Consider the following 22290-nt stretch of genomic DNA (forward strand, 5'->3'; position numbering starts at 1 on the left):
CGGTAGGCTGGGAGGGTGCGCGCATCAGCGTGTGCACTCTTCTGCATACCGATTTCAGCGAGGTTCTCCCATGCCCACCGGCAAGGTCAGGTTCTACGACGAAGACAAGGGTTTCGGCTTCATCGCCAGCGATGACGGCCAGGACGTCTTCCTGCACGCCTCGGCGATGCCCACGGGCACCGCGGTGAAGGCGGGAGCGCGCGTGGAGTTCGGAGTGGCCGACGGCAAGCGCGGTCTCCAGGCGCTCTCGGTACGCGTGCTCGAGGCGCCGCCGAGCCTGTCGAAGGCCAAGCGGATCCCGGCCGACGACATGGCGATCATCGTCGAGGACCTCGTGAAGCTCCTCGACACCATCGGCGGAGACCTGCGTCGCGGACGCTATCCGTCTTCCGGACACGGCCGCAAGATCGCGGCCGTCCTGCGCAAGGTCGCTGATGACCTCGAAGCCTGACGCCGACGCGCGTCTCCTCGACGCCCACGATCTCGCGCTGGATGCCCTCCGCGAGATCACTCCCGCGACCTCGATCGGCCCGGCTGCCGGCTACCTCCTCGAAGATGACGGCTCGGTGTCGTTGCGCTTCGAGAACCGGCTGCCCGGCTATCCCGGCTGGTACTGGACCGTGACAGTCGCACGTGTCGAGGACGAGGACCCGACCGTGCTCGAGGTCGAGCTCCTCCCCGGCGACGGCGCCCTCCTCGCACCGGAGTGGGTGCCGTGGGCCGAGCGTCTCGCGGACTACCGGGCGCACCAGGTCGAACTCGCCGAGCAGGCGGCCGCCGAAGCGGCCGAGGCCGGCGAGGTCGTCGAGGAAGACATCGATGACATCGACGATGACGATGCCGAAGACCTCGATGAGGACGACGACCTCGACGACGATGAGGACGACGACGCTCCGGCCACCGTTCTACATGCCGGCGACGTCGACGGCGTCGACATCGATGAGCTCGACCCGAGCGTGTCCGACGAGGACCTGACGGACGACGGCTTCGACGACGATGAGGACGACGCCGAAGACGACTCCGACGAAGACGACTCCGACGAGGACGATTCCGACGAGGAAGACGACTCGGATGACGACGACTCCGACGACGACGACTCCGACGACGACGACTCCGACGACGAGGACGCCGACGACGAGGAGTGACTCAGGCGCTCAGGCGCCCAGCTTCTCCAGCACGTAGTCGAGCGAGCGGATCAGCTGGCGGACGTCGTCCGGCTCGATCGAGACGAAGGTCGCCACGCGCAGCTGGTTGCGACCGAGCTTGCGGTACGGCTCGGTGTCGACGATGCCGTTGGCTCGGAGCGTCTTCGCGATCGCTGCCGCGTCGATGCTCTCGTCGAAGTCGATCGTGACGACCACCGGCGAGCGGTGCGCGGCATCCGCGACGAAGGGCGTCGCGACCGCGGACGCCTCTGCCCAGTCGTACAGCGCCGAGGACGACTCGGAGGTGCGGCCAGCGGCCCACGCGAGTCCGCCGTTGCCGAGGATCCAGCTGAGCTGGCTGTCCAGCAGGTGGAGCGTCGTGAGAGCCGGGGTGTTGAGCGTCTGGTTCAGGCGCGAGTTGTCGACCGCGTTCTTCAGGCTGAGGAACTCGGGGATGTAGCGGCCGGAGGCCGCGATCCGCTCGATCCGCTCGATCGCGGCGGGGGAGACCGCGGCGAACCACAGCCCGCCGTCCGACCCGAGGTTCTTCTGCGGGGCGAAGTAGTACACGTCGGCCTGAGTGACGTCGAAGTCGATGCCTCCCGCGGCGCTGGTCGCATCGATGACGGTGAGGGCGCCCTCCGCACGGACGCGCTCCACGGGAGCGGCGACACCGGTCGAGGTCTCGTTGTGCGGCCAGGCGTACACGTCGACGCCGTCGACGATCTCGGCGCTGGCCCGCGATCCCGGCTCGGCCTTGCGCACATCAGGGGCGTCGAGCCACGGGGCACCTGCGGCCGCGGCGAACTTGCCGCCGAACTCGCCGAAGACGAGATTCTGGCTGCGGCGTTCGATGAGGCCGAACGCGGCCGCATCCCAGAACGCGGTGGAGCCGCCGTTGCCGACGAGGATCTCGTACCCTTCCGGCACGCGGAACAGGGCGGCGAGCTGCTCGCGCACGCTGCCGACCAGGTTCTTCACCGGGGCCTGACGGTGCGAGGTCCCGAGGATCGTCGCGCCGGATGAGAGCAGCGCCTCGAGCTGCGCGGGGCGCACCTTCGAGGGACCGCAGCCGAAACGACCGTCAGCGGGCAGGAGGTCACCGGGAATCTCGATCGCCATGGGTCGATTCTAGGGGGCGCGCGGTGTCGTTCCCCGCCGGGGGCGGATCCGATGTCCGTGCGGGAATGTAGGCTTGCCTAAGAATCTCGGAGGGCCTGCACATGACCGATCTGATCGACACCACGGAGATGTATCTCCGCACCATCCTCGAGCTCGAGGAGGAGAACATCGTGCCCCTGCGCGCGCGGATCTCCGAGCGCCTCGGTCACTCCGGCCCCACGGTCTCGCAGACCGTCGGTCGCATGGAGCGCGATGGGCTGGTCGTCGTCTCCGAAGACCGCACGCTCGAGCTCACCGACGCGGGGCGCCGCAAGGCGGTCGACGTCATGCGCAAGCACCGTCTGGCCGAGCGCCTGCTCTCCGATGTCATCGGGCTCGACTGGGCGTTCGTGCACGAAGAGGCCTGCCGCTGGGAGCACGTGATGAGCGAGCAGGTGGAGCGTCGTCTCGTCGAACTCCTGGGTCACCCCACCGAGTCGCCTTACGGGAACCCGATCCCGGGCCTCGACCAGCTCGGCGACCTGCCGGCGCGCACCTTCGACGAGGGCGTCATCGGCCTCGTCCAGAAGCTGAACGCGGCGGGCGAGCCCATCGAGGGGACGGTCCGGCGTCTGGCCGAACCCGCCCAGGTCGATCCGGAGCTGCTGGAGCAGCTGCGCGACGCCGGTGTCATGCCCGGCGCGCACGGCGACTTCCGCTTCAGCGAGGGCTACGTCCTGATCCAGATGGACGGCAAGGAAGACGGGCTGGAACTGCCCGTCGAGCTCGCCTCCCACATCTTCCTGGTCGGCGAGCCGGCCTGATCCACGCGGAAAACCGGGGCTCTGCGTCGATTGCCAGGTTCCCGGGGTGACATGATCGTTATCTTCCGGTAACCTCGGTCAAGTCGTCAGCGAAGAAGCCCGCTGGCGATGACCCGCGAAGATCGCCTTCCAGGCTCGTCGTCTTCACGGCAGGAACGCACAAAGTACCCGAGCTACATTCGTGCCACGAGAACGAGAGTGCCGACGAGCCAGCGCTACCCGAAAGCGCGAGGGCCCAGGAGGACAAAGTTTTGGCCGCAGACATCGAACCGACCGCGAAGACATCTGAAGACCGAGTTCCCGCCCGCCGCACCAGCGCGCGGGTGACGGCTCGAAAGGCCGTCAAGCCACTCCGATCCGTCGCCATCTTCGCGGCCGTCGGTGCACTGGTCGCCGCCGTCGCCCTTCCCGCCTATGCGGCGAGCAAGCCGGACGAGGCCGCGACGACCGTCCAGCAGCTGGCCGCCGTCGATGCGCAGTCGCTCGTCGTCGCCTCGCAGGCGACCGCAGCGCCGCTCAACCGCGGAACCTTCACGGCGACGACGCCTGAGGAGATCGAGAAGAAGAAGGCCGAGGCGGCTGCTGCCGCTCGTGCCGCCGCAGCCTCGCCCGCGACCGCGAACTTCAACACCGCCGGCTACGCCCTGGTCTCGCCGGGATCCGGCGAGGTGCGCTATCCGCTGCCTCCCGGTTCCTACACGGAAGGCCGCACGATCGGCGGCGGCCACAACGGCGTCGACATGCTGGCACCGGCCCTCACCCCGATCTACGCCACGGCGGCGGGCGTCGTCCGCGCGTCGGCCGAGAGCATCGGCGGCTACGGCGTGTGCGTCATGATCGACAGCGTCGTGGGCGGACAGCAGGTCCAGAGCACCTACGGTCACATGACCTACGGATCGCGTCAGGTGGAAGAAGGCCAGACCGTCTCCGCAGGACAGCTGATCGGCTACGTCGGCAGCACCGGAAGCTCCACCGCGAACCACCTCCACTTCGAGGTGTGGATCAACGGCGGAATCGTCGAGCCGTACTCCTGGCTCGCGGCGAACGCCGGCTGATCCGCGGGACACGCTTCCGTCCGTTCACCTGGCGTTTCGCCTCCCATCCAGCTGGATGGGTTAGCCTGAACCCGTTGTCGTACTGGCGGGAGAGGCAGATGGAGCGAATATCGAGCATCCGAACCATGGATGCCCTCGGTCGTCACGTCCTCCTGCATAGCCCGCAGGGATGCCACGGCGTTGCCGTGCGCGAAAGGCGCTGTCTTTAGACAGCGCCTTTTTTCGTCCCTGCGAACGCTCTGCCGCCTGCACGACCTCGTGTGAGTCGAGAGTGCCGGGAAGCCGTCCCGGCGGATCGAGAGGATGACGAATGCGCACACTGGTCCTGAATGCCGGATACGAGCCGTTGGCGATCGTGTCGTTCAAAAGAGCGCTCGTGCTCGTGATGAACGACAAGGCGACGGTGATCGAACGCGTGGAAGACGACCCCGTCTGGGGGAGCCACGGCGTGTACGACCGCCCGGCGGTCATCATCCTCTCGCGGTACGTGCGGGTGCCGACGAGCAGACGGGTGCCGGTGACGAGGAGAGGCGTGCTCCGCCGCGATAACCACCGCTGCGGCTACTGCGGCAAGGCGGCATCCACCATCGACCACGTGCTCCCGCGCTCACGCGGCGGCGCCGACTCGTGGGAGAACCTCGTGGCCTGCTGCCTGCGCTGCAACAACGTGAAGAGCGACCGCACGCCGCAGGAGATGCGCTGGCAGCTGCGGTTCACCCCTCGCCCGCCGCACGGCACGGCCTGGACCGTTCGCGGGACCGAACGCAGCGACCCGCGGTGGGAGCCGTACCTCGCCCTCGCGGCCTGAGCGGGCAGACAGACCTGGAGACAGAGGAAGGGCCGCCCGGGAGGGCGGCCCTTCTCGCTTCCGTGCCCGCGACAGGATTCGAACCTGCGACCTGCCCTTTAGGAGAGGGCTGCTCTATCCCCTGAGCTACGAGGGCGCGGTCCAAGTCTAGGCGACCGATCACGCCCCGTCCGCGCTAGTCCTGCCCGCGCCGCCACAGCTTCGAGGGCCACCAGATGGCCTTCCCGATGTCGTACGCGAGGGCGGGCACCAGCAGCGAGCGGACCACGAAGGTGTCGAGCAGCACGCCGAACGCGACGATGAACGCGAGCTGCACGAGGAACAGGATCGGGATCACCGAGAGAGCGGCGAACGTCGCGGCGAGCACGAGGCCGGCCGAGGTGATCACTCCGCCGGTGATCGAGAGCCCGCGCAGGACGCCCTCGCGGGTACCGTGCGCCTGCGACTCCTCCCGCACGCGGGTCATCAGGAAGATGTTGTAGTCGATGCCCAGGGCGACCAGGAACACGAAGCCAAAGAGCGGGACGGCCGGGTCGGCTCCGGGGAACTGGAAGATCCCGTTGAACACGAGCGCGGAGACGCCCATCGCCGTGCCGAACGAGAGCACGGTCGTGAGGATCAGCAGCACCGGTGCGAGGATCGACCGCAGCAGCAGCATCAGGATGAACATGATCACCACGAGGATGACGGGGATGATGAGGTTCCGGTCGTGGATCGACGCGTCGTTCGTGTCGATCGAGGTCGCCGTCACACCGCCCACGAGCGCATCGAGATCGTTCAGCTCGGACCGCAGCTCGCGCACCGTGGCTGCCGCGGCGTCGGAGTCCGCGGCATCCGTCAACGTCGCCTGCAGCAGGACGTCCCCGTCGACGGTCGTCGGTTCGGGCGCCGGAGTGCCCGGAGGGCCGACGGCGGTCAGCCCGTCCTCGGTCACGGTCGCCGTGCCGCTGGGGGAGTCCGACGCGGTGACCGCCACTCCGTCGATGCCGTCGCTCGCGAGCAGCACGTCGGCGGCGTCCTGCAGCCTGTCCTCGGCGACGACGACGTAGGCCGGGCTGCCGGAGCCGCCGGGGAAGTGCTCGCCCAGGGCGGCCTGACCGTCGCGGGCTTCGGAGGCCCCGAGCACCAGGTCGGACTGGGGGATGCCGGTGGCGTCGAGCTGGGTGACGCCGGCCGCCCCGACGAGGAGCACGGCGGTCGTGACGATCCAGATCACGCGGGGGCGCCGTTTGATCAGGCCCGCCAGGCGCGCCCACAGCCCCGTCGTGCGCATGCCGTGCTCCGCCTCGACGACCTCGGGCTCGAACTTCGGGCGACGCGGCCAGAAGACCGCGCGTCCGCAGAGCAGCAGCAACGCCGGCAGCAGGGTGAGGGCGGCGAGCATCGCGAAGACGATGCCGATGGCGGCGACGGGGCCGAGCGTGCTGTTCGACTTCAGATCGCTGAGCAGCAGACACAGCAGGCCGGCGATCACCGTGCCGCCCGAGGCCACGATCGGCTCGAAGGAGCCCTTCCAGGCAGCGGTGACGGCGGCGCCCTTGTCCTGGACCACACGGAGCTCCTCGCGGAATCGCGCGACGAAGAGCAGGGCGTAGTCGGTCGCCGCGCCGATCACCAGGATGAAGAGGATGCCCTGGGTCTGACCGCTGAGCAGCAGGATCTCGAACTTCGCGAGCCACCACACCACGAGCAGCGCGACGCAGAGCGCGAAGAGGCTCGTCGACAGCACGACCAGTGGCAGCAGGAGTGACCGGTACACGAGCACGAGGATCACCAGCACGGCGAGGAGCGCGACGCCCAGGAGGAGTCCGTCGATCCCGGAGAAGCCCGCCACGAGGTCGGCGCTGAAGCCGGCGGGTCCGGTGATGTAGACAGTGATGCCGTCGGGCACGGCGGCGCGGAGCTCCTCGCCCAGCGCGGCGGTGGCGTCCGCGAGTTCCGCGTCGCTCTCGATCGGGATGAACGCCTGCACGGCGAGCCCGTCGTCGGAAGGGAGGGCGGGCGAGACCTCGTCACCGATCCCCTCGACGGAGGGCGCGTCGACGACGGCATCCGAGATGGCGTCGAGCTCCGTCGGGGTGAGCTCCTCCTCGGAGGTGAACACGGCGATGGCGGGGATGGAATCGCTGTCGTTGAACTCGCCGAGCAGCTTCTGCACCTGGGTCGCGTCCGCGGACTCGGGGAGGTAGGTCGTCTGGTCGTTCGACGACACCTCGTCGACCTTGCCGAACAGCGGCCCGCCGAGAGACGCGCCGACGAGCCACACGAGGATCAGCGCCACCGGGATGAAGACGCGCACCCAGGAGTGGTGTCGTGAGCGCTCTCGGGTCGGCGAAGCGGGGGCGTGATCGGGGCGGGACATCGGGGGCCTTTCGGAGGGCTGCGGTTCGGGGATCAGGAGACCCACGCGAGGATGAGGATCATCGTCGCGAGGAAGCCGGAGAAGTAGTTCAGGGCGATGAAGCGCCGCCACGCGCGGTTCGTGGTCGCGGACGTGTCATCCGTGACGTTCCACCAGGGCGCCGCGTTCACGACGTAGGGCAGCGCGAGGAGAGCGGCCAGTGGCCCCGGCCACGGGGTCAGGAGCATCGCGGCGCCGGCGACGATCCACAGCATCAGCGACAGCCGCACCGTCGCCCGCGCTCCGATGACGGTCGCGATCGAGGAGATCCCCGCCTCGCGGTCGGGCCCGATGTCCTGCACGGCGCCGAACGCGTGCGCGGCCATTCCCCACAGGAAGAACGCGGTGAGGGTGAGGACGGCGCCGGGCGTGACCCCCGCGCCGGCGAGAGCGAGCCCGACGATCGCCGGGCTGACGAAGTGCGTGCTCGAGGTCACGGAATCGAGGAACGGCCGTTCCTTGAACCGCAGCACGGGTGCGGAGTACGCGATCACGGCGAAGACGCTGACGGCCAGCCAGATCCACGAGGTCGGACCGCCGACCGCCACGAGGTAGGCGAGGAAGGGAAGGTTGGTCAGGGCGGCGGCCCACAGCGTCGCACGATGCATGCGAGGCGCGAGCAGCGCGCCCTCGATGCCGCCCTTGCGCGGGTTGGCCAGGTCGGAGGCGTAGTCGAAGACGTCGTTGATCCCGTACATCGCGAGGTTGTAGGGGATGAGGAAGTACAGCGTGCCGATCACCAGCGTGAGGTCGACCTCACGGGTGCTGAGCAGATACGCCGCCGCGAAGGGGAACGCGGTGTTGATCCAGCTGATCGGGCGCGACGAGAGGACGATCTGCGCGATGTCGTGTCCGATGCCACGGGTAGGCGATGCGGCGGCGCTCATGCCCGTTCCTCTCCGTCGCCCTCGCCGGGGTGGGCGCGTGCACGCCGGCGGGCGCGAAGCGCAGTCCACAGCGGCGGGAGGAGCAGGGCGCCGGCGAGGGGGTAGGCGAAGTCCTCGATGGGTGCGAGGCCGATGTGCAGGCCGAGCAGATGTGCGGGCGAGTAGTGGAACAGGCCTGTCGCGATCATCACGGTGTCGAACACGGCCGTCAGGAGGAAGAGCGCGAGGATCGTCAACCCGACGGCGGCGGGGCGAGGGCCGTACCGCCGGGACGCGACCGTCAGGGCGATGCCGCAGACGGCGGCGGCGGCGAGGAAGCACGCGGCGAGCTGGAGATAGGTCATGGTCGCCTCTCCTGCGCCTGGCGTCGCGGACGACGATGCGTGAGCACGCGGACGGCCCCGGTGTACAGGATCATCGTGCACAGGACGAGGAAGAGGAGGAAGACGGGCTCCTCGATCGGGAGCTCCGGTGCCAGCACGATCCCGGTCGCGATGGCTGCCTCGCCGCGGAAGAAGATCCCTCCGGCGATGCCGGCGACGTCCCAGGCCAGGAAGAACACGAAGCCGACGACGGTCACGATCGCGGCCGACAGCGCGTCGCGCCAGAAGAAGAGCCGGAACCGCCGGTCCAGCAGCAGAAGGCATCCCGAGAACAGGATCAGCGCGCCCAGGTAGAGCGCACCCATCAGCCGGACTCCCCGCGCACGGGCTCCCGCACGGGTTCGCGGAGCGGGCCGGCGGTGTGATCGCCGCGTACGCGCTTCAACACGATCTCGGCGCTGATGAGGCACATGGGAACGCCCACGCCGGGTGCGGTGGTTCCGCCGGCGTAGTAGAGGCCCCGCACGCGGCGCGAGGCGTTCTGCGCACGGAACATCGCGCTCTGGCTGAGGATGTGCGCCGGTCCCAGCATCCCTCCCCGCCAGGAGTTGTAGTCGTCCCGGAAGTCGGCGGGCCCGACGGTCTCGCGGACGACGATGCGATCGCGGAGATCGGGCACGTCCGCCCACGTCGAGATGAGATCGATCGCGGCATCCGCCGCGCTCTCGACCCGCGGCGACCCGGCGCCGTCGGAGCCCCCGTGACCGAGGTCGACGTCTGCGGGGACGGGGACCAGCACGAAGAGGTTCTCGTGGCCGGGCGGGGCGACGTCGGGGTCGGTCGCACTCGGACGGCAGACGTAGGTCGACGCAGGTGACGGGACCGAAGGGGCATCGCCGAAGATCGCGTCGAAGTTCGCGTCCCAGTCGTCGGTGAAGAAGAGGGAGTGGTGCGGCAGCTCGGGCAGAGCGCCCCGGATGCCGAGCATCACGAGCACGCCGCCCGGCCCGCTGGTGCGGCGCTTCCACCAGGACTCAGGGTAGGACTGCAGCGCCTGCGGGAGGAGTGTCGTCTCGGTGTGGTGCAGGTCCGCCGCCGAGACGACGATGTCCGCGCTCTCGATGTGGGCAGCGCCGCCCTCGTCAGTCCATGTCACGCCGGACACGGCCGGGCCGTCCGGCCCCTCCTGCGTGCGGATGCCGGTGACCTCGGCGCCCGTGATGACGCGGACGCCGGCGTCGCGGGCGAGCTCGCCGATGCGCTCGACCACGCGCCAGAATCCGCCCTGTGGGTAGCTCACGCCCTGATCGAGATCGAGGGCGCTCATCAGGTGATACATCGCGGGGGCGCTGCGCGGGTCGGTGCCGAGGAACACCGCCGGATACCCGAGGATCTGACGGATGACCGGGTGGCGGAAGCGGCGGGCGGCGAACGCCTGCAACCGCGTGCCCAGCAGCGAGAACAGGCGGGGGAGTGCGCGCAGCACCTCGGGGGCCGTCAGGGTGCGGAGCCGCGTGAACGGGTTGTACAGGAAGTACTTCTCGGCCATCGTGCTCGCGTCGTGCGCGGAGTCGAGGTAGGCGTCGAGAGCGGGCGCGGAACCCGGCTCCAGGGATTCGAAGAGCCGGGAGACGGCCGCGCGCCCTGAGGGGACGGTGACGGGTTCTGCCGCGACGTCGGGTGCGCGGAACACGCGATACCCCGGATCGAGGAGGGTGAGATCCAGCTGCGCCTCGGTCGTCGTGCCCATCATCGCGAAGAAGTGATCGAACACCTCCGGCATGAGGTACCAGGACGGACCGGTGTCGAATCGGAAGCCATCGCGCTCCATGGTCCCCGCGCGTCCGCCGACCCTGGCGTTCTTCTCGAGCACGACGACCTCGTGCCCGTCGCGTGCGAGCAGTCCAGCGACCGCGAGGCCGGCCACTCCGGCGCCGATCACCACCACGCGGCTCATCGACCGCGCTCCAGGGCGGTGACGACGAGGGCGCGCGCCGCGAGACCCGCCTTGATCGGGTCGGGGACGCGGACGCGCGTGCGATACAGCTCCTCGGCGGGTGTGCGTGCCACGCGGTGGGTGAGCGCCGCGAACAGGGCGAGTGCGCTTCGAACGGCCGCGCGGGCGTCCTTGGGGAGGAGGGGGATCGCGGTGCGGGCGTCGTCGAGCTGTCGATGCACCGTCTCGACCCAGGCATCGCGATCGGCGTCGGTGAGACGGGTCGAGCCACCCAGGTATCCGCGGTGGAGCCGATCGGTGTCGTCGGCCAGATCGCGGAGGAAGTTCACGTTCTGGAAGGCCGCGCCCAGCTGCCGTGCGCCGCGGACGAGGGTCTCGTGCTCCTGGGGCGTCCGATCCTCTTCGCGCAGGAAGACTTGCAGACACATCAGGCCGACGACCTCGGCCGAGCCGTACACGTAGTTCGCATGGGCATCGGCATCGTATGCCGCGAAGCCCGCGTCGGCGGCGATGTCGGCCGTCATCGAATCGAAGAAGGGCTGTGTCAGATCCTCGCCGATCGAGCACTCCCGCGCGGTGCGGGCGAAGGCGTGGAGGATGAGATCGCTGCTGTAACCGCTGCGCATCGAGCGATGGGTCTCGGCGATGTACGAGGCGAGTGCCGCCGACTGGGCCGACACGTCGAGCCCTGCCTCGGCCGCGACGCCGTCGACGATCTCGTCGGCGATGCGCACCATCGCGTAGATGTTCCGCACGTGCTGCCGGTGCCGCTTGCCGAGGAGCCTGGTGGCCAGCCCGAAGGAGGTGGAGTAGGCGCGGATCACGTCGGTCGTCGCGATCTCGGCCGTGCGATTGAAACGTCGGAGAGCGCCGTCTCCGGCAGGAACCGGGGGCTTGTCCGTCATACCGTGCGGCCTTCGATGCGGGACGTGAGACCGAGGATCGTGCGCCCTGCCGCCGGCGAGATGGTTCCGGCCGACTCGGCCTCGCCGAGGATGGTCGACACCGCCCCGAGCTGCTCCTGCACAAGGCTGCGGACGAAGCGCTCGGCGCCGCACTCGCGAAGGCGGTCGCGGATGTCGGAGGCGTCCGCCACGCTGAGGTCCATCGAGCCGAAGCGCAGTTCGATGCTGGGCCAGTGGCCGGTCATACGGGCGTAGGCGATGATCGCGGTCTCCTTGCCCTCGCGCAGATCCGAGAAGGCGTCCTTGCCGTGGGCCTCGGCGTCGCCGAACACCGAGAGCAGGTCGTCCTGGAGCTGATAGGCGAGCCCGAGGTGCCGGCCGATCGCGGTGAGCTGCTCCTCGGCCGCGGGCGACGAGCCGGCGAGCACGGCCGCAGCGCGGAGGGGGAGCACGAAGGAGTAGGTCGCCGTCTTGTAGGCGCTCGTCGAGAGGATGGTCCGCAGGTCCGGGGCGATGATGCCGTCGCTCAGGCCGATGTCGGTGTGCTCGCCCGCGACGGTCTCGAAGATCGTCTGCTCGAGCAGGGCGAGGAGACGGGTGCGTGCGTCGCTCGAGACATCGGCGCGCGCGAAGCCCAGGACGGCGGAGGCGAGCAGCAGGTCACCCATGAGGATGGCGCTCGAGCGAGCCCAGTGCAGCGCCGGCTCCGCGGGTTCGGTCGATCGTCGCTCGACGAGGGATCCGATCAGGTTCGGGCGGCGACGGCGGATCAGGTCGCCGTCGATGACGTCGTCGTGGAGCAGGAAGGCGAAGTGCAGCAGCTCGACATGCACCGCGACGTCGATCGCGCGCTCGACCTCGGCGATCGTGAGGCCTGCGGGGGTGAGGCTCCGCAGGAGGTCGATCAGCAGCCGCGGCCGGATCAGCTTTCCGCCGAGCGCGTGCTCGGCAGCGGCCTGCCACAGGGCGACGAACTCGGTGCCGTAGTGCTCGGCGGCGGCGGAGCGCTCCGAGAAGCGGCGCCGCAGCGCCTCCTCGATGCGGGTGCCGAGGTCCTCTGCCGTCGCTGTGGACGTCATCGGTCAGATCTCCCCGATGGCACGGAGGAGGGGAAGCTGCTCGACCATCCAGGGGCTGAATGCGAAGGGTGTGCCGGCAGCGGCGTCGATGAGGTCGTCGACCTCGACCCACGTCCACTCCGCCACCTCGTCGGGGTCGGCGAGCGGATCGCCGTCGACGACGGCGACGTGGACAGGGCAGATCTCGTTCTCGACGATGCCGCTCGCATCGACCGCGCGATAGCGATAGTCGGGCAGGACGACGCGGAGATCGGTGATGCGCAGGCCGAGCTCGCCGAGTCCGTGCCGGCGGACGGCGGCGGTCATCTCCTCGTCGGGGCGCGGGTGACCGCAGAAGCTGTTCGTCCACACGCCCGGCCATGTCCGCTTGCCGAGCGCGCGCCTGGTCACGAGCACACGTCCGCGGGAGTCGAAGACGTAGCAGGAGAAGGCGAGGTGCAGCGGGGTGTCCCGGGTGTGGACTTCGCTTTTCGGCCGGGTGCCGATCGCTGTCCCGTCCTCCGCGAGGAGCGTCACGTGATCCACGGAGCCTCCCTCATCGTTTTAGCTAACTTAGTGAGTAATAAACTTAGCATGAAACTCTTCGTGTGTAACATGATCGCATGGACTCGGAGGCCGGCACCACCCCGCGCGCGGTTGCGGCGAACTCCGCCGGAACGCCCGACGGCCTCAGTCACGCCGCGATCTACGACGTCGAGGCCAGCGATCCGCGCAGCAGCCTGATCGACCGCACCGGCGTGCCCCCCGAGGATCTGCGCCAGATCGCCGCGGTGATGGAGGCTCTGGCCGGACTCCGCGACGCCGAGCAGCGCCTGTCGCAGGCGTCTCGGCGGTACATGCGACTCAACGAGACCGACATGCGCGCGTTGCACTACCTGATCGTGTGCGCGAATCGGAACCTCGTGTCGACGCCCAGCGGGATCGCGCATCACCTCGGGATCTCGACAGCGGCGACCACCAAGCTGCTCGATCGCCTCGAGAACGGCGGACACATCCATCGCGCGCCGCACCCGACCGATCGCCGAGCACTCGCGATCACGATCACACCCGAGACCCGGCATGCGGCGATGGAGACGGTGGGGCGTCAGCAGGCCAAGCGGTTCTATGCGGCAGCGCGGCTGAGCAGAGAGGAGCGCGACCTCGTCATCCGCTTCCTCGCCGACATGACCGATGAGATCACGCTCCGAGACGAGCCCTGGCTGACCCAGACGGCGGACTAGACCATTCCGCCGGAGCGACGTCCGGCGGAATGGTGAAGGTCAGTGGGCGGCGTTGTACGCCTCGACGACCGGGGCCGGGATGCGGCCACGCTCGGACAGCGTGTAGCCGTTCGCGTTGGCCCAGGCGCGGATCGCCGCAACCTCAGGATTGCGTGCCTGACGCTTGCGCGGGGAGGCGGCACGTGTGGAACTCGATGCACCGGCGCGGCGACCTGCCGAGATGTATGGTTCGAATGCCTGACGCAATTCCTCGACATGCGTGGAATTGAGGTCGATCTCGTACGAGGTGCCGTTCAGCGAGAAATGCACGGTCTCGCCCTCGCCGACCTCCAGCACGCTGCCGTCGATATCGTCTACCAGCTGGTGCACAATTCGTCTCGCCATGGAATTGACCCTACAGCGCGCATAAAGAGGAAGACAAGAAGAACCGCGGAATGCGACGGCTATTCGTGACCGGTGTCGATCAGCTTGAGGCCGACAATGCATCCGACGAGTCCCATCAGCAGCAGAATGCGCAGCCAGGAGACCTCCGTGTCACCGGTGATCATCGCCCAGATGACCGTGAGAGAAGCGCCGATGCCGACCCATACGGCATAAGCAGTACCGGTCGGTATGTCCTTCATCGCGTAGGCGAGTCCGACCATCGAGAGTGCCAGGCCGACGAAGAAGACGACGCTCGGCCAGAGCTTCGTGAGTCCTTCGGACTTTCCGAGTGCGGTGGCCCAGACGGCCTCGAGGACTCCGGAGACGATGAGAATGATCCACGACATGATCGGTCCTTTCGGACCAGTCTTTTCGCTCACCGGGTACTGGTCTGCCTCGTCCGGGGCCGGAGTTCTCCGACCACTGCTGATGATAGCGGAGGGGGCTGGGCAGGGCCTGGGCAGTTCGACGAGGGATCCGGCGTGCGCGTCAGGTCAGGGGAGGAGACCTGCGCGCCGAGCGCGTGTGACGGCGGAATGGCGGGTCGAGGCGTCGAGCTTCGACATCGCGGTGCCGAGGTAAGCCTTGACCGTGCCTTCGCGGAGTCCCAGCTGGGCGGCGATCTCGGCGTTGGTCGAGCCGAGCGCGGCGCAGGCGAGCACGTCGGTCTCGCGGGGGAGAGATGCACGGTCGGCACGGGGCCGGTGACGACGGGAACCGCATCGCCTGCCAGAGTGACCAGGCGCCGCTCGACCTGGGCGATTCGCGCACGGAGCTCGGGGTCGTCGACGTCGGCGGCGATGCTTCGGAGCGCGGCGAAGCTCTCCCGCAGCTCCTCGCGCTGCGGGGCGGGTACGGCCTCGGATCCCGGAGCGGAGGTCCGGAGCCGCCGCTCGACCTCGTCGCGGATCCGCAGCTCATCGGCGACCGACTGCGCGACCTGCATCGCCGGCGCGGTCGTCACCCCGCCGACCTGCTCCTCGTCCCAGGCGCCGGCATAGAGCACGCCGCGAGGTCGGCCCTGAACCACGATCGGGAGGGCGAGCAGCGTCCGCAGTCCCTCGCCCAGCACGAACACGTCGTAGTCGTGCGTGATCTGCTGCGAGGAGCCGTAGTCGCTCGTCATGCGCGGACGGAGCTCCATCATGGCTCGGCCGCCGAGGCCGCGCTCCGGGCGGACGCGCAGACCGTCCAGCGCTCGGGTCCGGTTGCCGACGATGCTCGTCACGCTGACGACGCCCTCTTCGATCAGGCCGCCGAAGGCGACGGGGAAGCGTGTACGCCGGGCGAGCTCGCGCACCGCATTGGCGACGAGTTCGCCCTCGGATTCGATGGCGACCGGTGAGCTCACGACTACCTACTTTCGGGGGTGACGGCACCGTTCCCCGTTTCGTAGCGTCGACCCTATCACTCGCGCGACTCCGTCGTGCGAGCACCGGACATGAGGCAAGGAGGCCCCATGAGCGACCAGACCCCCGCGGGTTCGAGCACGGCGATCGATTACATCGCCATCGAGGAATCACCGAGATTCCGCACTCTGAAACGCACCCAGAGATCCTTCATCTTCCCTCTCGCCGCGTTCTTCCTCATCTGGTATTTCGCGTATGTGCTTCTCGCTGCATTTGCGACGGAGTTCATGGGTCAGCGGGTGTGGGGCGATATCACCGTCGGCCTGCTCCTCGGGCTCGGACAGTTCGTGACGACCTTCGCCATCACGATGATCTACGTGTCATTCGCGAACAGGAAGATCGATCCGCTGGCGACCGAGATCCGTGAAGAACTCGAGAAGGCGCAGGGCCAGGCATGAACATCGTCCCCTTCGCGACCGAACCTGTCGCCATCGAGAGCAACCCCGTTCTCAACATCTCGATCTTCCTGGCCTTCGTGGCGGTGACGCTCTTCATCGTCATCCGGGCCAGCCGCAACAACAAGACAGCGGCCGACTACTACGCCGCCGGCCGCTCGTTCACCGGTCCGCAGAACGGCTTCGCGATCGCCGGCGACTACCTGTCCGCAGCATCCTTCCTCGGCATCTGCGGTGCGATCGCGATCAACGGCTACGACGGCTTCCTCTACTCCATCGGATTCCTGGTGGCGTGGCTCGTCGCGCTGCTCCTGGTGGCGGAGATGATGCGCAACACCGGCAAGTTCACCATGGCGGATGTGCTGTCGTTCCGCTTGAAGCAGCGCCCCATCCGGATGGCTGCGGCCATCACCACGCTCGCGGTGTGCTTCTTCTACCTGCTTGCCCAGATGGCGGGTGCCGGCGGTCTCGTGTCGCTGCTGCTCGGCATCGACGGCCGCCTTGGGCAGTCGGTCGTCATCGCGGTGGTCGGCGTCCTGATGATCGTCTACGTGCTGATCGGCGGGATGAAGGGCACGACGTGGGTGCAGATCGTGAAGGCATTCCTCCTGATCGGCGGCGCACTCGCGATGACCATCTGGGTGCTCGCGATCAACGGGTTCAACCTCAACACGCTGCTCGAGGCCGCGGTCGCGAACTCCGACAAGGGTGACGCGATCCTGGCCCCGGGGCTGCAGTACGGCGCGAATCCCTGGGACTTCCTGTCGCTCGGCATGGCGCTCGTCCTCGGCACGGCCGGCCTGCCGCACGTGCTGATGCGGTTTTACACGGTGCCGACGGCGAAAGAGGCTCGCCGTTCGGTCGTCTGGGCGATCTGGCTGATCGGGGGGTTCTACCTGCTGACGCTCGTGCTCGGGTACGGCGCCGGTGCGCTCGTCGGAGCGGACGTCATCGCGGCGGCTCCCGGCGGCGTCAACTCCGCCGCGCCGCTGCTCGCTCTGCAGCTCGGCGGGCCGGTGCTCCTCGGCTTCATCTCGGCGGTGGCCTTCGCGACCATCCTCGCGGTCGTCGCCGGTCTCACGATCACGGCGGCGGCGTCGTTTGCCCATGACATCTACGCGAACGTGATCCAGAAGGGGAAGAAGGATGCCGCGGGCGAGCCCGTGGAGGCCGACCCGGACGCCGAGGTGCGCGTCGCGCGCCGGACCGTGATCGTCATCGGCATCCTGGCGATCATCGGCGGCATCGGAGCGCAGGGGCAGAACATCGCGTTCCTGGTGGCGCTGGCCTTCGCCGTCGCGGCATCCGCCAACCTCCCGACGATCCTGTACTCGCTCTTCTGGCGGCGCTTCTCGACACGGGGCGCGGTGTGGAGCATGTACGGCGGGCTCGGCTCCGCTATCCTCCTGATCGTCCTGTCGCCGGTGTTCTCCGGAACGCCGACGTCGATGATCCCCGGGATCGACATCGCCGTGTGGCCGTTGAACAATCCGGGGATCGTGTCGATCCCGCTCGGCTTCCTGCTGGGCTGGCTCGGCACCATCACCAGCAGCAGGAAGGAGTCCCCGGAGCTCGCCGCCGAGATGGAGGTGCGCTCGCTCACGGGCTTCGGAGCGGAGAAGGCGACCGAGCACTGATCCGCGGAACCTCGAGCACGTGGACCCGGCGGCCTACTCGCCGAGTCCACGTCGTCTCGGGGGTCGCTCAGCGGGATTCGAGGTCCAGCAGGAACCTCTTTCGCTCCGGGTGCGCGCCGTAGTGACCCGCGGATCCGTCGGAGCGCACGACGCGGTGCACGGGGACGATGATCGAGAAGGGCGTGAGGCGACAGGCGGTGCCGACAGCGCGGGCTGCTCCGGGATGGCCGGCGAGCACGGCGACCTCGCCGTAGCTGAGGGTCTCGCCCCACTCGATGTCGCAGATCGTCTGCAGGGCGAGCAAGGGGAACCCCTCGGCGAGCCGCCAGTCGAGGCGGAGGTGATCCTCGAAGCGGATGGGCTCTCCGTCGAAATAGGAGGCGAGCAGATGGGCCAGCTCGTCGGCCGCGCCCGGATCGGGCTCCGGCATCGCGTGCAGCTGGCGGGCGGTGCCTTCGAGGAGCCAGGGCACGGAGGGGTCCTCGGATTCGGAGAGGTCGAAGCGCACGATGCCCTCGTCGGAGAACACCGCGAGAGCATCCCCGAACGGGGTGGGGGCGAAGTCGTAGCGGAAGGTCATGCCCCCATACTGACCGGGTGCGACGACCTCGCGGATCCCTCAGCGCGCTCGTCGTGGACAACAGGGTTCAGCCCCCGAGCATTGCAGGAGCAGTCGCGGATGCCCGTCAGAGGCCAGAATTACGGTGAAACCCGCCCCGGTTACCCGGGCTCGCGCTCTTGCGCGCCTAGGGTGTCAGTGTGTGGCGACGAGAGGGCAGGTCTGCGGATGACGCGGTGGCGGAGGCCTCCGTGACCCTCGGCGATCTGCACGAGTCGAGCACCGGAGTCGATATCGCGCACGCCGCCGAGGCCGAGCGCACCCGTCTGCGCGCCGAGGCCGCCGATCTCGGCGGCCCGTCGCCGCTCGTCAGCTTCCGCGACGGACCCGAGTCCGGCATCGACATCTCGAAGGCGCACCCCGGCAGCCTTCCCCAATTCATCACCGGCAAGTCCACGCTCCTGTCGAATCTGTTCCGCGACGAGGTCGGGCTGCGCACCGCTCGACTCGCGGCGGAACGGATCACGGCCAAGAACACCGAGCTGCGCACGGTGCGGGGGATCGAGGCCGTGCATCTGGCGGTCGGCGTCGCCCGCTGGCGCATCGGAGGCGCGGGCTTCGCGGCGCCCGTCCTGCTGCGGCCGCTGGCGATCCGGCGCCACCACTCCGACTTCGAGCTCAAGCTCCAGGGTGCGTTCGAGGTGAACCCCGAACTGGTCCGCATCGCGCGCGACCACTTCGGCATCACCATCGACCCCGCCGCCCTCGCGGCCCTCGCCTACGACGGCGGCATCTTCAAGCCCCAGCCCGTGATCGACAGCCTCCGGGCGACCACGCGCTCCATCGACACGTTCTCCGTGGAGCCGAGGCTCGTCGTGTCCACGTTCGCCGACGTCTCAGCGGCGATGTCGCGCGACGGCGGCAGCCTCGACCACCTGGTGCTGAACGCACTCAACGGTCATGTCGGCGACCGGGAGCAGGTCTCGGCACCGCGCGCCGCACCGCACCAGACCTCTCCGGACGACCGCGCCCCGGCATCCGACAACCTCCTCCTCGATGCGGATGCCGAGCAGGAGGCGGTGCTCGCGCGCATCGCCGCCGGGCACTCGCTCACGGTGGCGACGCTTCCGGGCACCGGAGGGACGCAGACCGTCATCAACGCGCTCGGCGAACTCGTGCGCGGGGGCAAGCGCGTGCTGGTCGTGTCGGCACGTCGTTCGACCCTCGACGGCGTGCGGCATCGGCTCGCCGGCATCGGGCTCGACAGCCTCGCGATCTCGCCCGCGAGCGTGCGCCGCGACCTCGTCCGCGCGATCGGCCGCAACGAGAAGGCCGCAGCGCCCAAGGTGAGCGAGGTGGACGACGCGCTGGTGCGCCTGCGCACCGTGCTGCGCGACTACCGGCAGGCGCTCACCTCGCCGATCCCCGGCACCGACGCGTCGGTACTCGACGCGACTCGCCACCTCACGCGCCTCGCATCGCTTCCCGTCCCGCCGTCGACGACCGCGCGCCTGGGACCGGACGCCCTGCGCCGCCTGGCCGCCGACCGGACCGAGGCGGCCGCGTCGCTGGCCCAGGCCGCGCGACTCGGCGAGTTCCGCTTCGGCCCGGACGACTCGCCCTGGTACGGCGTCACCTTCGCCACCACCGAGGCTGCGCGCTCGGCCCACGAGCTCGCCGGACGTCTGCATTCGAGCAGCGTGCCGGCGCTCCTCGAGCGGGGCTACGAACTGATCGCCCAGACGCACATGCGGCCGTTCTCGACGATCGACGAGCTCGGCGAGTATCTGCGTCTGCTCCAGGGGATCCGGGATTCCCTCGATCGGTTCAGCCCGACCGTGTTCGAGCGTCCTCTCGGCGAGCTCATCCAGGCGCACGGCTCGCGTCGCGACGCGCCCGGTCTCTCCGCGGCCAATCGCCGGCGGCTGCGTCGCCTCGCGAAGGAATACGTCCGCCCGGGCGTGCACGTCACGGAGATGCACGAGGCTCTGCTGCGCATCCAGTCGCAGCGCACGCAGTGGCAGCGGTTCGTCGAGGCGGGCGTCGCACCGGAGGTGCCGCTGGGGCTCGGTGACGTCTCCGCCTCCTGGCAGCGTGTCGAGTCGGAGCTGGCAGAGCTGGACGCGGCGCTCGGTCGCCGCGAGCCGCTGGCGACGCTCCCGGTCGCGCGGCTGGTCCGCACGCTGGCCGGGCTCGCCGAGAAGTCCGACGTCTTCGACAACCTCGTGGAGCGCGCGCAGCTGCGCGATCGTCTCGCGTTGCTCGGGCTCGAGCCGCTGCTCGCCGAGCTCTCCGTCCGCCATGTCGCCGAGTCCCGGGTGGGTGACGAGCTCGAGTTCGCCTGGTGGCAGTCGCTCCTGGAGCGGGCGCTGCAGGACAACCGGGCGCTCCTCGGCGCGAACACCGCGGTCGTGGACCGGCTCGAACGCGACTTCCGTCTCGTGGACGAAGCCCACGCCGCCATGGCCGGCCCGCTGCTCGCCTGGCAGCTCGCGAACCAGTGGCGGATCGCCATCGTCGACGAGCCGCAGCAGTCGCAGCATCTCCGTCGCGCGCTGACGCAGCCCGCCACGACGACGGCCGAGGTCGTCAGCTCCGCGCCCGCGCTCATCGACGTGCTCGCCCCGGTGTGGATCTCCTCGCCGTACCTCGTTCCCGAGATCCCGGACTCGGTCGAGTTCGACACGGTGCTGCTGGTCGACGCCGCGGCGATCAACCTCACGGAGGCCGCACCGGCGATCCGTCGCGCGCGCCAGATCGTCGCGTTCGGCGATCCCGTGACGCAGCGGCCCACGCCCTTCCACATCGCCGTGGACCCCGTGGAATCCTGGGAGGCGGAGCTCCCGTTCGACGAGGTGTCCGTCTTCGAGCGCTTGTCCGAGCTCCTTCCCGTGATGACGCTCACGCGCAGCTACCGTGCGGGAGGCGAGGACCTCGCCGAGCTCATCAACGACGCCTTCTACGGCGGCGAGATCGTCTCCCTGCCGTGGGCCGGGTCGTACCTCGGTCGCGGCAGCCTGACGGTCGACTACGTCGAGGGCGGGACCGGTGCGCCGGACCCGGTGTCCGGCGCGGTCGAGAGTCCGGATGCCGAGGTGGCCAGGGTCGTGACCCTGGTCGTCGAGCATGCGATCCACCGACCGTCCGAGTCCCTGATGGTGGTCACGGCCAGCACACGTCACGCGGAGCGCGTCCGCGCCGCCGTCACGTCCGCGTTCGCCGGCCGATCCGATGTCGCGGACTTCGTCGGCCGCGACACCGTCGAGCCCTTCGCGGTGCTGACGCTGGAGGAGTCCGTCGCCGAGAGCCGGGATCGGGTGATCTTCTCGCTCGGCTTCGGTCTCACCAAGCACGGTCGTGTGCTGAGCGACTTCGGCGACCTCTCGACCCCCGACGGCGAGCGACTGCTCACGGTCGGCATGACGCGCGCGCGTCGATCGATGGTGATCGTCTCGTCCATTCGCCCCTCCGCATTCGATGACGGCCGACTGGAGCACGGCGCTGCCACGCTGATGTCGATCCTCGGCGGGCTCGCCGCGCGGAGCAGGGACGCCCGGCTGGAAGACCTCGCCGACCCGCTCACCCTCGCCCTGGCGCGGGAATTGCGGCGGCTCGGGGCATCCGTCGACGTCGACTACCGCGGACTCCTTCCGCTGGTCGCGCAGCATGACGGCAAGGCCGTCGTGATCGAATCCGATCCGGAGTCCCGGGGCGACTCCCTTCGGGAGACGCTGCGGCTGCGACCGCACGTGCTGCGGCGCCTGGGCTGGCACTACGTGCGCGTGCACGCGTTCGATCTGTACAGCGACCCGGTCACCGCCGCGACTCGTATCGCGGGTGTGCTCGGCATCTCCGAATCGGCGCCGCGTGCCGAGAACGACACGCAGCCGATCGATGTCGTCGACCGCGAGAATGACTGAGCAGCCCGAACCCGGTCCGGACGGTCAGCGCGTCGTGCGCGTCGCCGGATCGCGTAGGGCGAGACTCACGCCGGTGCCGGGCAGCGACCCCGCGCCGGAGTCGGGTCCCGAGACCGACGATGACGACGCGACCGCGGGACCTCGTGGCCCGAAAGGGCCGAACGACGACCGCCTGATGCAGGACGTGCCGCCGCACTACTGAGCGCCTGACGCGAAACCGCCGCCGCCCCGAGGGGACGACG

The 22290-nt window shown here is 69.2% G+C and carries 23 protein-coding genes, 1 tRNA gene, 1 pseudogene and 1 riboswitch; of the genes and pseudogenes, 10 read left to right on the plus strand and 15 right to left on the minus strand.

All coding sequences use genetic code 11. The annotated features are described in order from the left end of the window. Window positions 1–70: 70 nt before the first annotated feature. Entirely contained in the window at window positions 71–451 is a 381-nt protein-coding gene (locus ABS642_RS20695) for a cold shock domain-containing protein (protein ID WP_116635891.1), read from the plus strand. Beyond that, window positions 435–1145: a DUF3027 domain-containing protein gene (locus tag ABS642_RS20700; protein ID WP_350351572.1), complete on the plus strand. Its 711-nt coding sequence runs from the start codon at window positions 435–437 to the stop codon at window positions 1143–1145. The genes ABS642_RS20695 and ABS642_RS20700 overlap by 17 nt, the downstream gene beginning before the upstream one ends. 9 nt (window positions 1146–1154) lie before the next feature. On the opposite strand, the gene serC is transcribed toward ABS642_RS20700, so the two are convergent. Continuing rightward, window positions 1155–2267 carry a phosphoserine transaminase gene (serC, locus tag ABS642_RS20705; RefSeq protein ID WP_350351573.1) on the minus strand — a complete coding sequence of 371 codons (1113 nt, stop codon included), beginning with the start codon at window positions 2265–2267 and terminating at the stop codon, window positions 1155–1157. A 101-nt stretch (window positions 2268–2368) separates the two neighbouring features. On the opposite strand from serC, the gene ABS642_RS20710 reads away from it, so the two are divergent. The 3 genes from ABS642_RS20710 (at window position 2369) to ABS642_RS20720 (ending at window position 4933) form a co-directional block, all read left to right on the plus strand. Then, window positions 2369–3070 carry a metal-dependent transcriptional regulator gene (locus ABS642_RS20710; RefSeq protein ID WP_282216422.1) on the plus strand — a complete coding sequence of 234 codons (702 nt, stop codon included), beginning with the start codon at window positions 2369–2371 and terminating at the stop codon, window positions 3068–3070. A gap of 323 nt (window positions 3071–3393) precedes the next feature. Next, complete coding sequence (locus tag ABS642_RS20715) at window positions 3394–4125, plus strand: M23 family metallopeptidase (protein ID WP_282216423.1); 732 nt, start codon at window positions 3394–3396, stop codon at window positions 4123–4125. A 310-nt stretch (window positions 4126–4435) separates the two neighbouring features. Next, window positions 4436–4933 (plus strand): HNH endonuclease, encoded by a 498-nt coding sequence (locus ABS642_RS20720; RefSeq protein WP_282216424.1) that lies wholly within the window; start codon window positions 4436–4438, stop codon window positions 4931–4933. 63 nt (window positions 4934–4996) lie between these two features. On the opposite strand, the gene ABS642_RS20725 is transcribed toward ABS642_RS20720, so the two are convergent. From ABS642_RS20725 to idi, 9 genes are all read right to left on the minus strand, one after another. Next, a tRNA-Arg gene (locus ABS642_RS20725) sits at window positions 4997–5069 on the minus strand. A gap of 39 nt (window positions 5070–5108) precedes the next feature. Beyond that, the gene (locus ABS642_RS20730; RefSeq protein WP_350351574.1) at window positions 5109–7295 is read right to left on the minus strand and encodes an MMPL family transporter; all 2187 of its coding nucleotides are present in this window, start codon (window positions 7293–7295) and stop codon (window positions 5109–5111) included. A 32-nt stretch (window positions 7296–7327) separates the two neighbouring features. Further along, complete coding sequence (locus ABS642_RS20735) at window positions 7328–8221, minus strand: prenyltransferase (RefSeq protein ID WP_350351575.1); 894 nt, start codon at window positions 8219–8221, stop codon at window positions 7328–7330. Continuing rightward, window positions 8218–8565 carry a lycopene cyclase domain-containing protein gene (locus ABS642_RS20740; protein ID WP_350351576.1) on the minus strand — a complete coding sequence of 116 codons (348 nt, stop codon included), beginning with the start codon at window positions 8563–8565 and terminating at the stop codon, window positions 8218–8220. The genes ABS642_RS20735 and ABS642_RS20740 overlap by 4 nt, the downstream gene beginning before the upstream one ends. Next, window positions 8562–8909: a lycopene cyclase domain-containing protein gene (locus tag ABS642_RS20745; protein WP_282216428.1), complete on the minus strand. Its 348-nt coding sequence runs from the start codon at window positions 8907–8909 to the stop codon at window positions 8562–8564. Before ABS642_RS20745 ends, ABS642_RS20740 begins: the two co-directional genes overlap by 4 nt. Further along, entirely contained in the window at window positions 8909–10501 is a 1593-nt protein-coding gene (gene crtI, locus ABS642_RS20750; RefSeq protein WP_350351577.1) for a phytoene desaturase family protein, read from the minus strand. The genes ABS642_RS20745 and crtI overlap by 1 nt, the downstream gene beginning before the upstream one ends. Further along, on the minus strand, window positions 10498–11406 hold the full coding sequence (locus tag ABS642_RS20755) for a squalene/phytoene synthase family protein (protein ID WP_350351578.1): 909 nt from the start codon (window positions 11404–11406) through the stop codon (window positions 10498–10500). Before ABS642_RS20755 ends, crtI begins: the two co-directional genes overlap by 4 nt. Continuing rightward, a complete protein-coding gene (locus ABS642_RS20760) occupies window positions 11403–12485 on the minus strand; it encodes a polyprenyl synthetase family protein (RefSeq protein ID WP_350351579.1) in 1083 nt (360 codons plus the stop codon). The genes ABS642_RS20755 and ABS642_RS20760 overlap by 4 nt, the downstream gene beginning before the upstream one ends. 3 nt (window positions 12486–12488) lie before the next feature. After that, window positions 12489–13010 (minus strand): isopentenyl-diphosphate Delta-isomerase, encoded by a 522-nt coding sequence (gene idi, locus ABS642_RS20765; RefSeq protein ID WP_350351580.1) that lies wholly within the window; start codon window positions 13008–13010, stop codon window positions 12489–12491. A 77-nt stretch (window positions 13011–13087) separates the two neighbouring features. Between idi and ABS642_RS20770 the strand changes: the two genes are divergently transcribed. Then, complete coding sequence (locus ABS642_RS20770) at window positions 13088–13705, plus strand: MarR family transcriptional regulator (protein ID WP_282216433.1); 618 nt, start codon at window positions 13088–13090, stop codon at window positions 13703–13705. A gap of 39 nt (window positions 13706–13744) precedes the next feature. Here ABS642_RS20770 and ABS642_RS20775 read toward each other — a convergent pair whose 3' ends face one another. The 4 genes and pseudogenes from ABS642_RS20775 to ABS642_RS20790 form a co-directional block, all read right to left on the minus strand. Continuing rightward, on the minus strand, window positions 13745–14089 hold the full coding sequence (locus ABS642_RS20775; RefSeq protein WP_282216434.1) for an Lsr2 family protein: 345 nt from the start codon (window positions 14087–14089) through the stop codon (window positions 13745–13747). A gap of 59 nt (window positions 14090–14148) precedes the next feature. Further along, window positions 14149–14475 (minus strand): multidrug efflux SMR transporter, encoded by a 327-nt coding sequence (locus ABS642_RS20780; protein ID WP_350351581.1) that lies wholly within the window; start codon window positions 14473–14475, stop codon window positions 14149–14151. Between the two features lie 11 nt (window positions 14476–14486). Beyond that, a riboswitch (guanidine-III (ykkC-III) riboswitch) is annotated at window positions 14487–14553 on the minus strand. 69 nt (window positions 14554–14622) lie between these two features. Beyond that, the gene (locus ABS642_RS20785; protein ID WP_350351582.1) at window positions 14623–14790 is read right to left on the minus strand and encodes a LuxR C-terminal-related transcriptional regulator; all 168 of its coding nucleotides are present in this window, start codon (window positions 14788–14790) and stop codon (window positions 14623–14625) included. A 329-nt stretch (window positions 14791–15119) separates the two neighbouring features. Further along, a pseudogene (locus ABS642_RS20790) lies at window positions 15120–15479 on the minus strand (GAF domain-containing protein); the annotation flags it as partial. 108 nt (window positions 15480–15587) lie between these two features. On the opposite strand from ABS642_RS20790, the gene ABS642_RS20795 reads away from it, so the two are divergent. Together ABS642_RS20795 and ABS642_RS20800 are read left to right on the plus strand one after the other, a co-directional pair. Next, the gene (locus ABS642_RS20795; protein ID WP_282216437.1) at window positions 15588–15935 is read left to right on the plus strand and encodes a DUF485 domain-containing protein; all 348 of its coding nucleotides are present in this window, start codon (window positions 15588–15590) and stop codon (window positions 15933–15935) included. After that, entirely contained in the window at window positions 15932–17569 is a 1638-nt protein-coding gene (locus tag ABS642_RS20800) for a cation acetate symporter (protein WP_350351583.1), read from the plus strand. The genes ABS642_RS20795 and ABS642_RS20800 overlap by 4 nt, the downstream gene beginning before the upstream one ends. 67 nt (window positions 17570–17636) lie before the next feature. Here ABS642_RS20800 and ABS642_RS20805 read toward each other — a convergent pair whose 3' ends face one another. Further along, a complete protein-coding gene (locus ABS642_RS20805) occupies window positions 17637–18149 on the minus strand; it encodes a methylated-DNA--[protein]-cysteine S-methyltransferase (RefSeq protein WP_350351584.1) in 513 nt (170 codons plus the stop codon). A gap of 215 nt (window positions 18150–18364) precedes the next feature. On the opposite strand from ABS642_RS20805, the gene ABS642_RS20810 reads away from it, so the two are divergent. Both ABS642_RS20810 and ABS642_RS20815 read left to right on the plus strand, forming a co-directional pair. After that, on the plus strand, window positions 18365–22048 hold the full coding sequence (locus tag ABS642_RS20810; protein ID WP_350351585.1) for an AAA family ATPase: 3684 nt from the start codon (window positions 18365–18367) through the stop codon (window positions 22046–22048). After that, window positions 22041–22250, plus strand: a complete 210-nt coding sequence (locus ABS642_RS20815) for a hypothetical protein (RefSeq protein WP_282216441.1) — start codon at window positions 22041–22043, stop codon at window positions 22248–22250. The genes ABS642_RS20810 and ABS642_RS20815 overlap by 8 nt, the downstream gene beginning before the upstream one ends. Window positions 22251–22290 lie beyond the last annotated feature (40 nt).

Source organism: Microbacterium sp. A8/3-1 (assembly GCF_040267695.1).
GTDB lineage: Bacteria > Actinomycetota > Actinomycetes > Actinomycetales > Microbacteriaceae > Microbacterium > Microbacterium luteolum.

What these genes read in the sequence shown, in the direction of transcription:
- ABS642_RS20695 (WP_116635891.1), top strand. Translation starts at nt 71, where the DNA reads ATGCCCACCGGCAAGGTCAGGTTCTACGACGAAGACAAGGGTTTCGGC.
- ABS642_RS20700 (WP_350351572.1), top strand. Translation starts at nt 435, where the DNA reads ATGACCTCGAAGCCTGACGCCGACGCGCGTCTCCTCGACGCCCACGAT.
- serC (WP_350351573.1), bottom strand. Translation starts at nt 2,267, where the DNA reads ATGGCGATCGAGATTCCCGGTGACCTCCTGCCCGCTGACGGTCGTTTC.
- ABS642_RS20710 (WP_282216422.1), top strand. Translation starts at nt 2,369, where the DNA reads ATGACCGATCTGATCGACACCACGGAGATGTATCTCCGCACCATCCTC.
- ABS642_RS20720 (WP_282216424.1), top strand. Translation starts at nt 4,436, where the DNA reads ATGCGCACACTGGTCCTGAATGCCGGATACGAGCCGTTGGCGATCGTG.
- ABS642_RS20730 (WP_350351574.1), bottom strand. Translation starts at nt 7,295, where the DNA reads ATGTCCCGCCCCGATCACGCCCCCGCTTCGCCGACCCGAGAGCGCTCA.
- ABS642_RS20735 (WP_350351575.1), bottom strand. Translation starts at nt 8,221, where the DNA reads ATGAGCGCCGCCGCATCGCCTACCCGTGGCATCGGACACGACATCGCG.
- ABS642_RS20740 (WP_350351576.1), bottom strand. Translation starts at nt 8,565, where the DNA reads ATGACCTATCTCCAGCTCGCCGCGTGCTTCCTCGCCGCCGCCGCCGTC.
- ABS642_RS20745 (WP_282216428.1), bottom strand. Translation starts at nt 8,909, where the DNA reads ATGGGTGCGCTCTACCTGGGCGCGCTGATCCTGTTCTCGGGATGCCTT.
- crtI (WP_350351577.1), bottom strand. Translation starts at nt 10,501, where the DNA reads ATGAGCCGCGTGGTGGTGATCGGCGCCGGAGTGGCCGGCCTCGCGGTC.
- ABS642_RS20755 (WP_350351578.1), bottom strand. Translation starts at nt 11,406, where the DNA reads ATGACGGACAAGCCCCCGGTTCCTGCCGGAGACGGCGCTCTCCGACGT.
- ABS642_RS20760 (WP_350351579.1), bottom strand. Translation starts at nt 12,485, where the DNA reads ATGACGTCCACAGCGACGGCAGAGGACCTCGGCACCCGCATCGAGGAG.
- ABS642_RS20770 (WP_282216433.1), top strand. Translation starts at nt 13,088, where the DNA reads ATGGACTCGGAGGCCGGCACCACCCCGCGCGCGGTTGCGGCGAACTCC.
- ABS642_RS20775 (WP_282216434.1), bottom strand. Translation starts at nt 14,089, where the DNA reads ATGGCGAGACGAATTGTGCACCAGCTGGTAGACGATATCGACGGCAGC.
- ABS642_RS20780 (WP_350351581.1), bottom strand. Translation starts at nt 14,475, where the DNA reads ATGTCGTGGATCATTCTCATCGTCTCCGGAGTCCTCGAGGCCGTCTGG.
- ABS642_RS20795 (WP_282216437.1), top strand. Translation starts at nt 15,588, where the DNA reads ATGAGCGACCAGACCCCCGCGGGTTCGAGCACGGCGATCGATTACATC.
- ABS642_RS20800 (WP_350351583.1), top strand. Translation starts at nt 15,932, where the DNA reads ATGAACATCGTCCCCTTCGCGACCGAACCTGTCGCCATCGAGAGCAAC.
- ABS642_RS20805 (WP_350351584.1), bottom strand. Translation starts at nt 18,149, where the DNA reads ATGACCTTCCGCTACGACTTCGCCCCCACCCCGTTCGGGGATGCTCTC.
- ABS642_RS20815 (WP_282216441.1), top strand. Translation starts at nt 22,041, where the DNA reads ATGACTGAGCAGCCCGAACCCGGTCCGGACGGTCAGCGCGTCGTGCGC.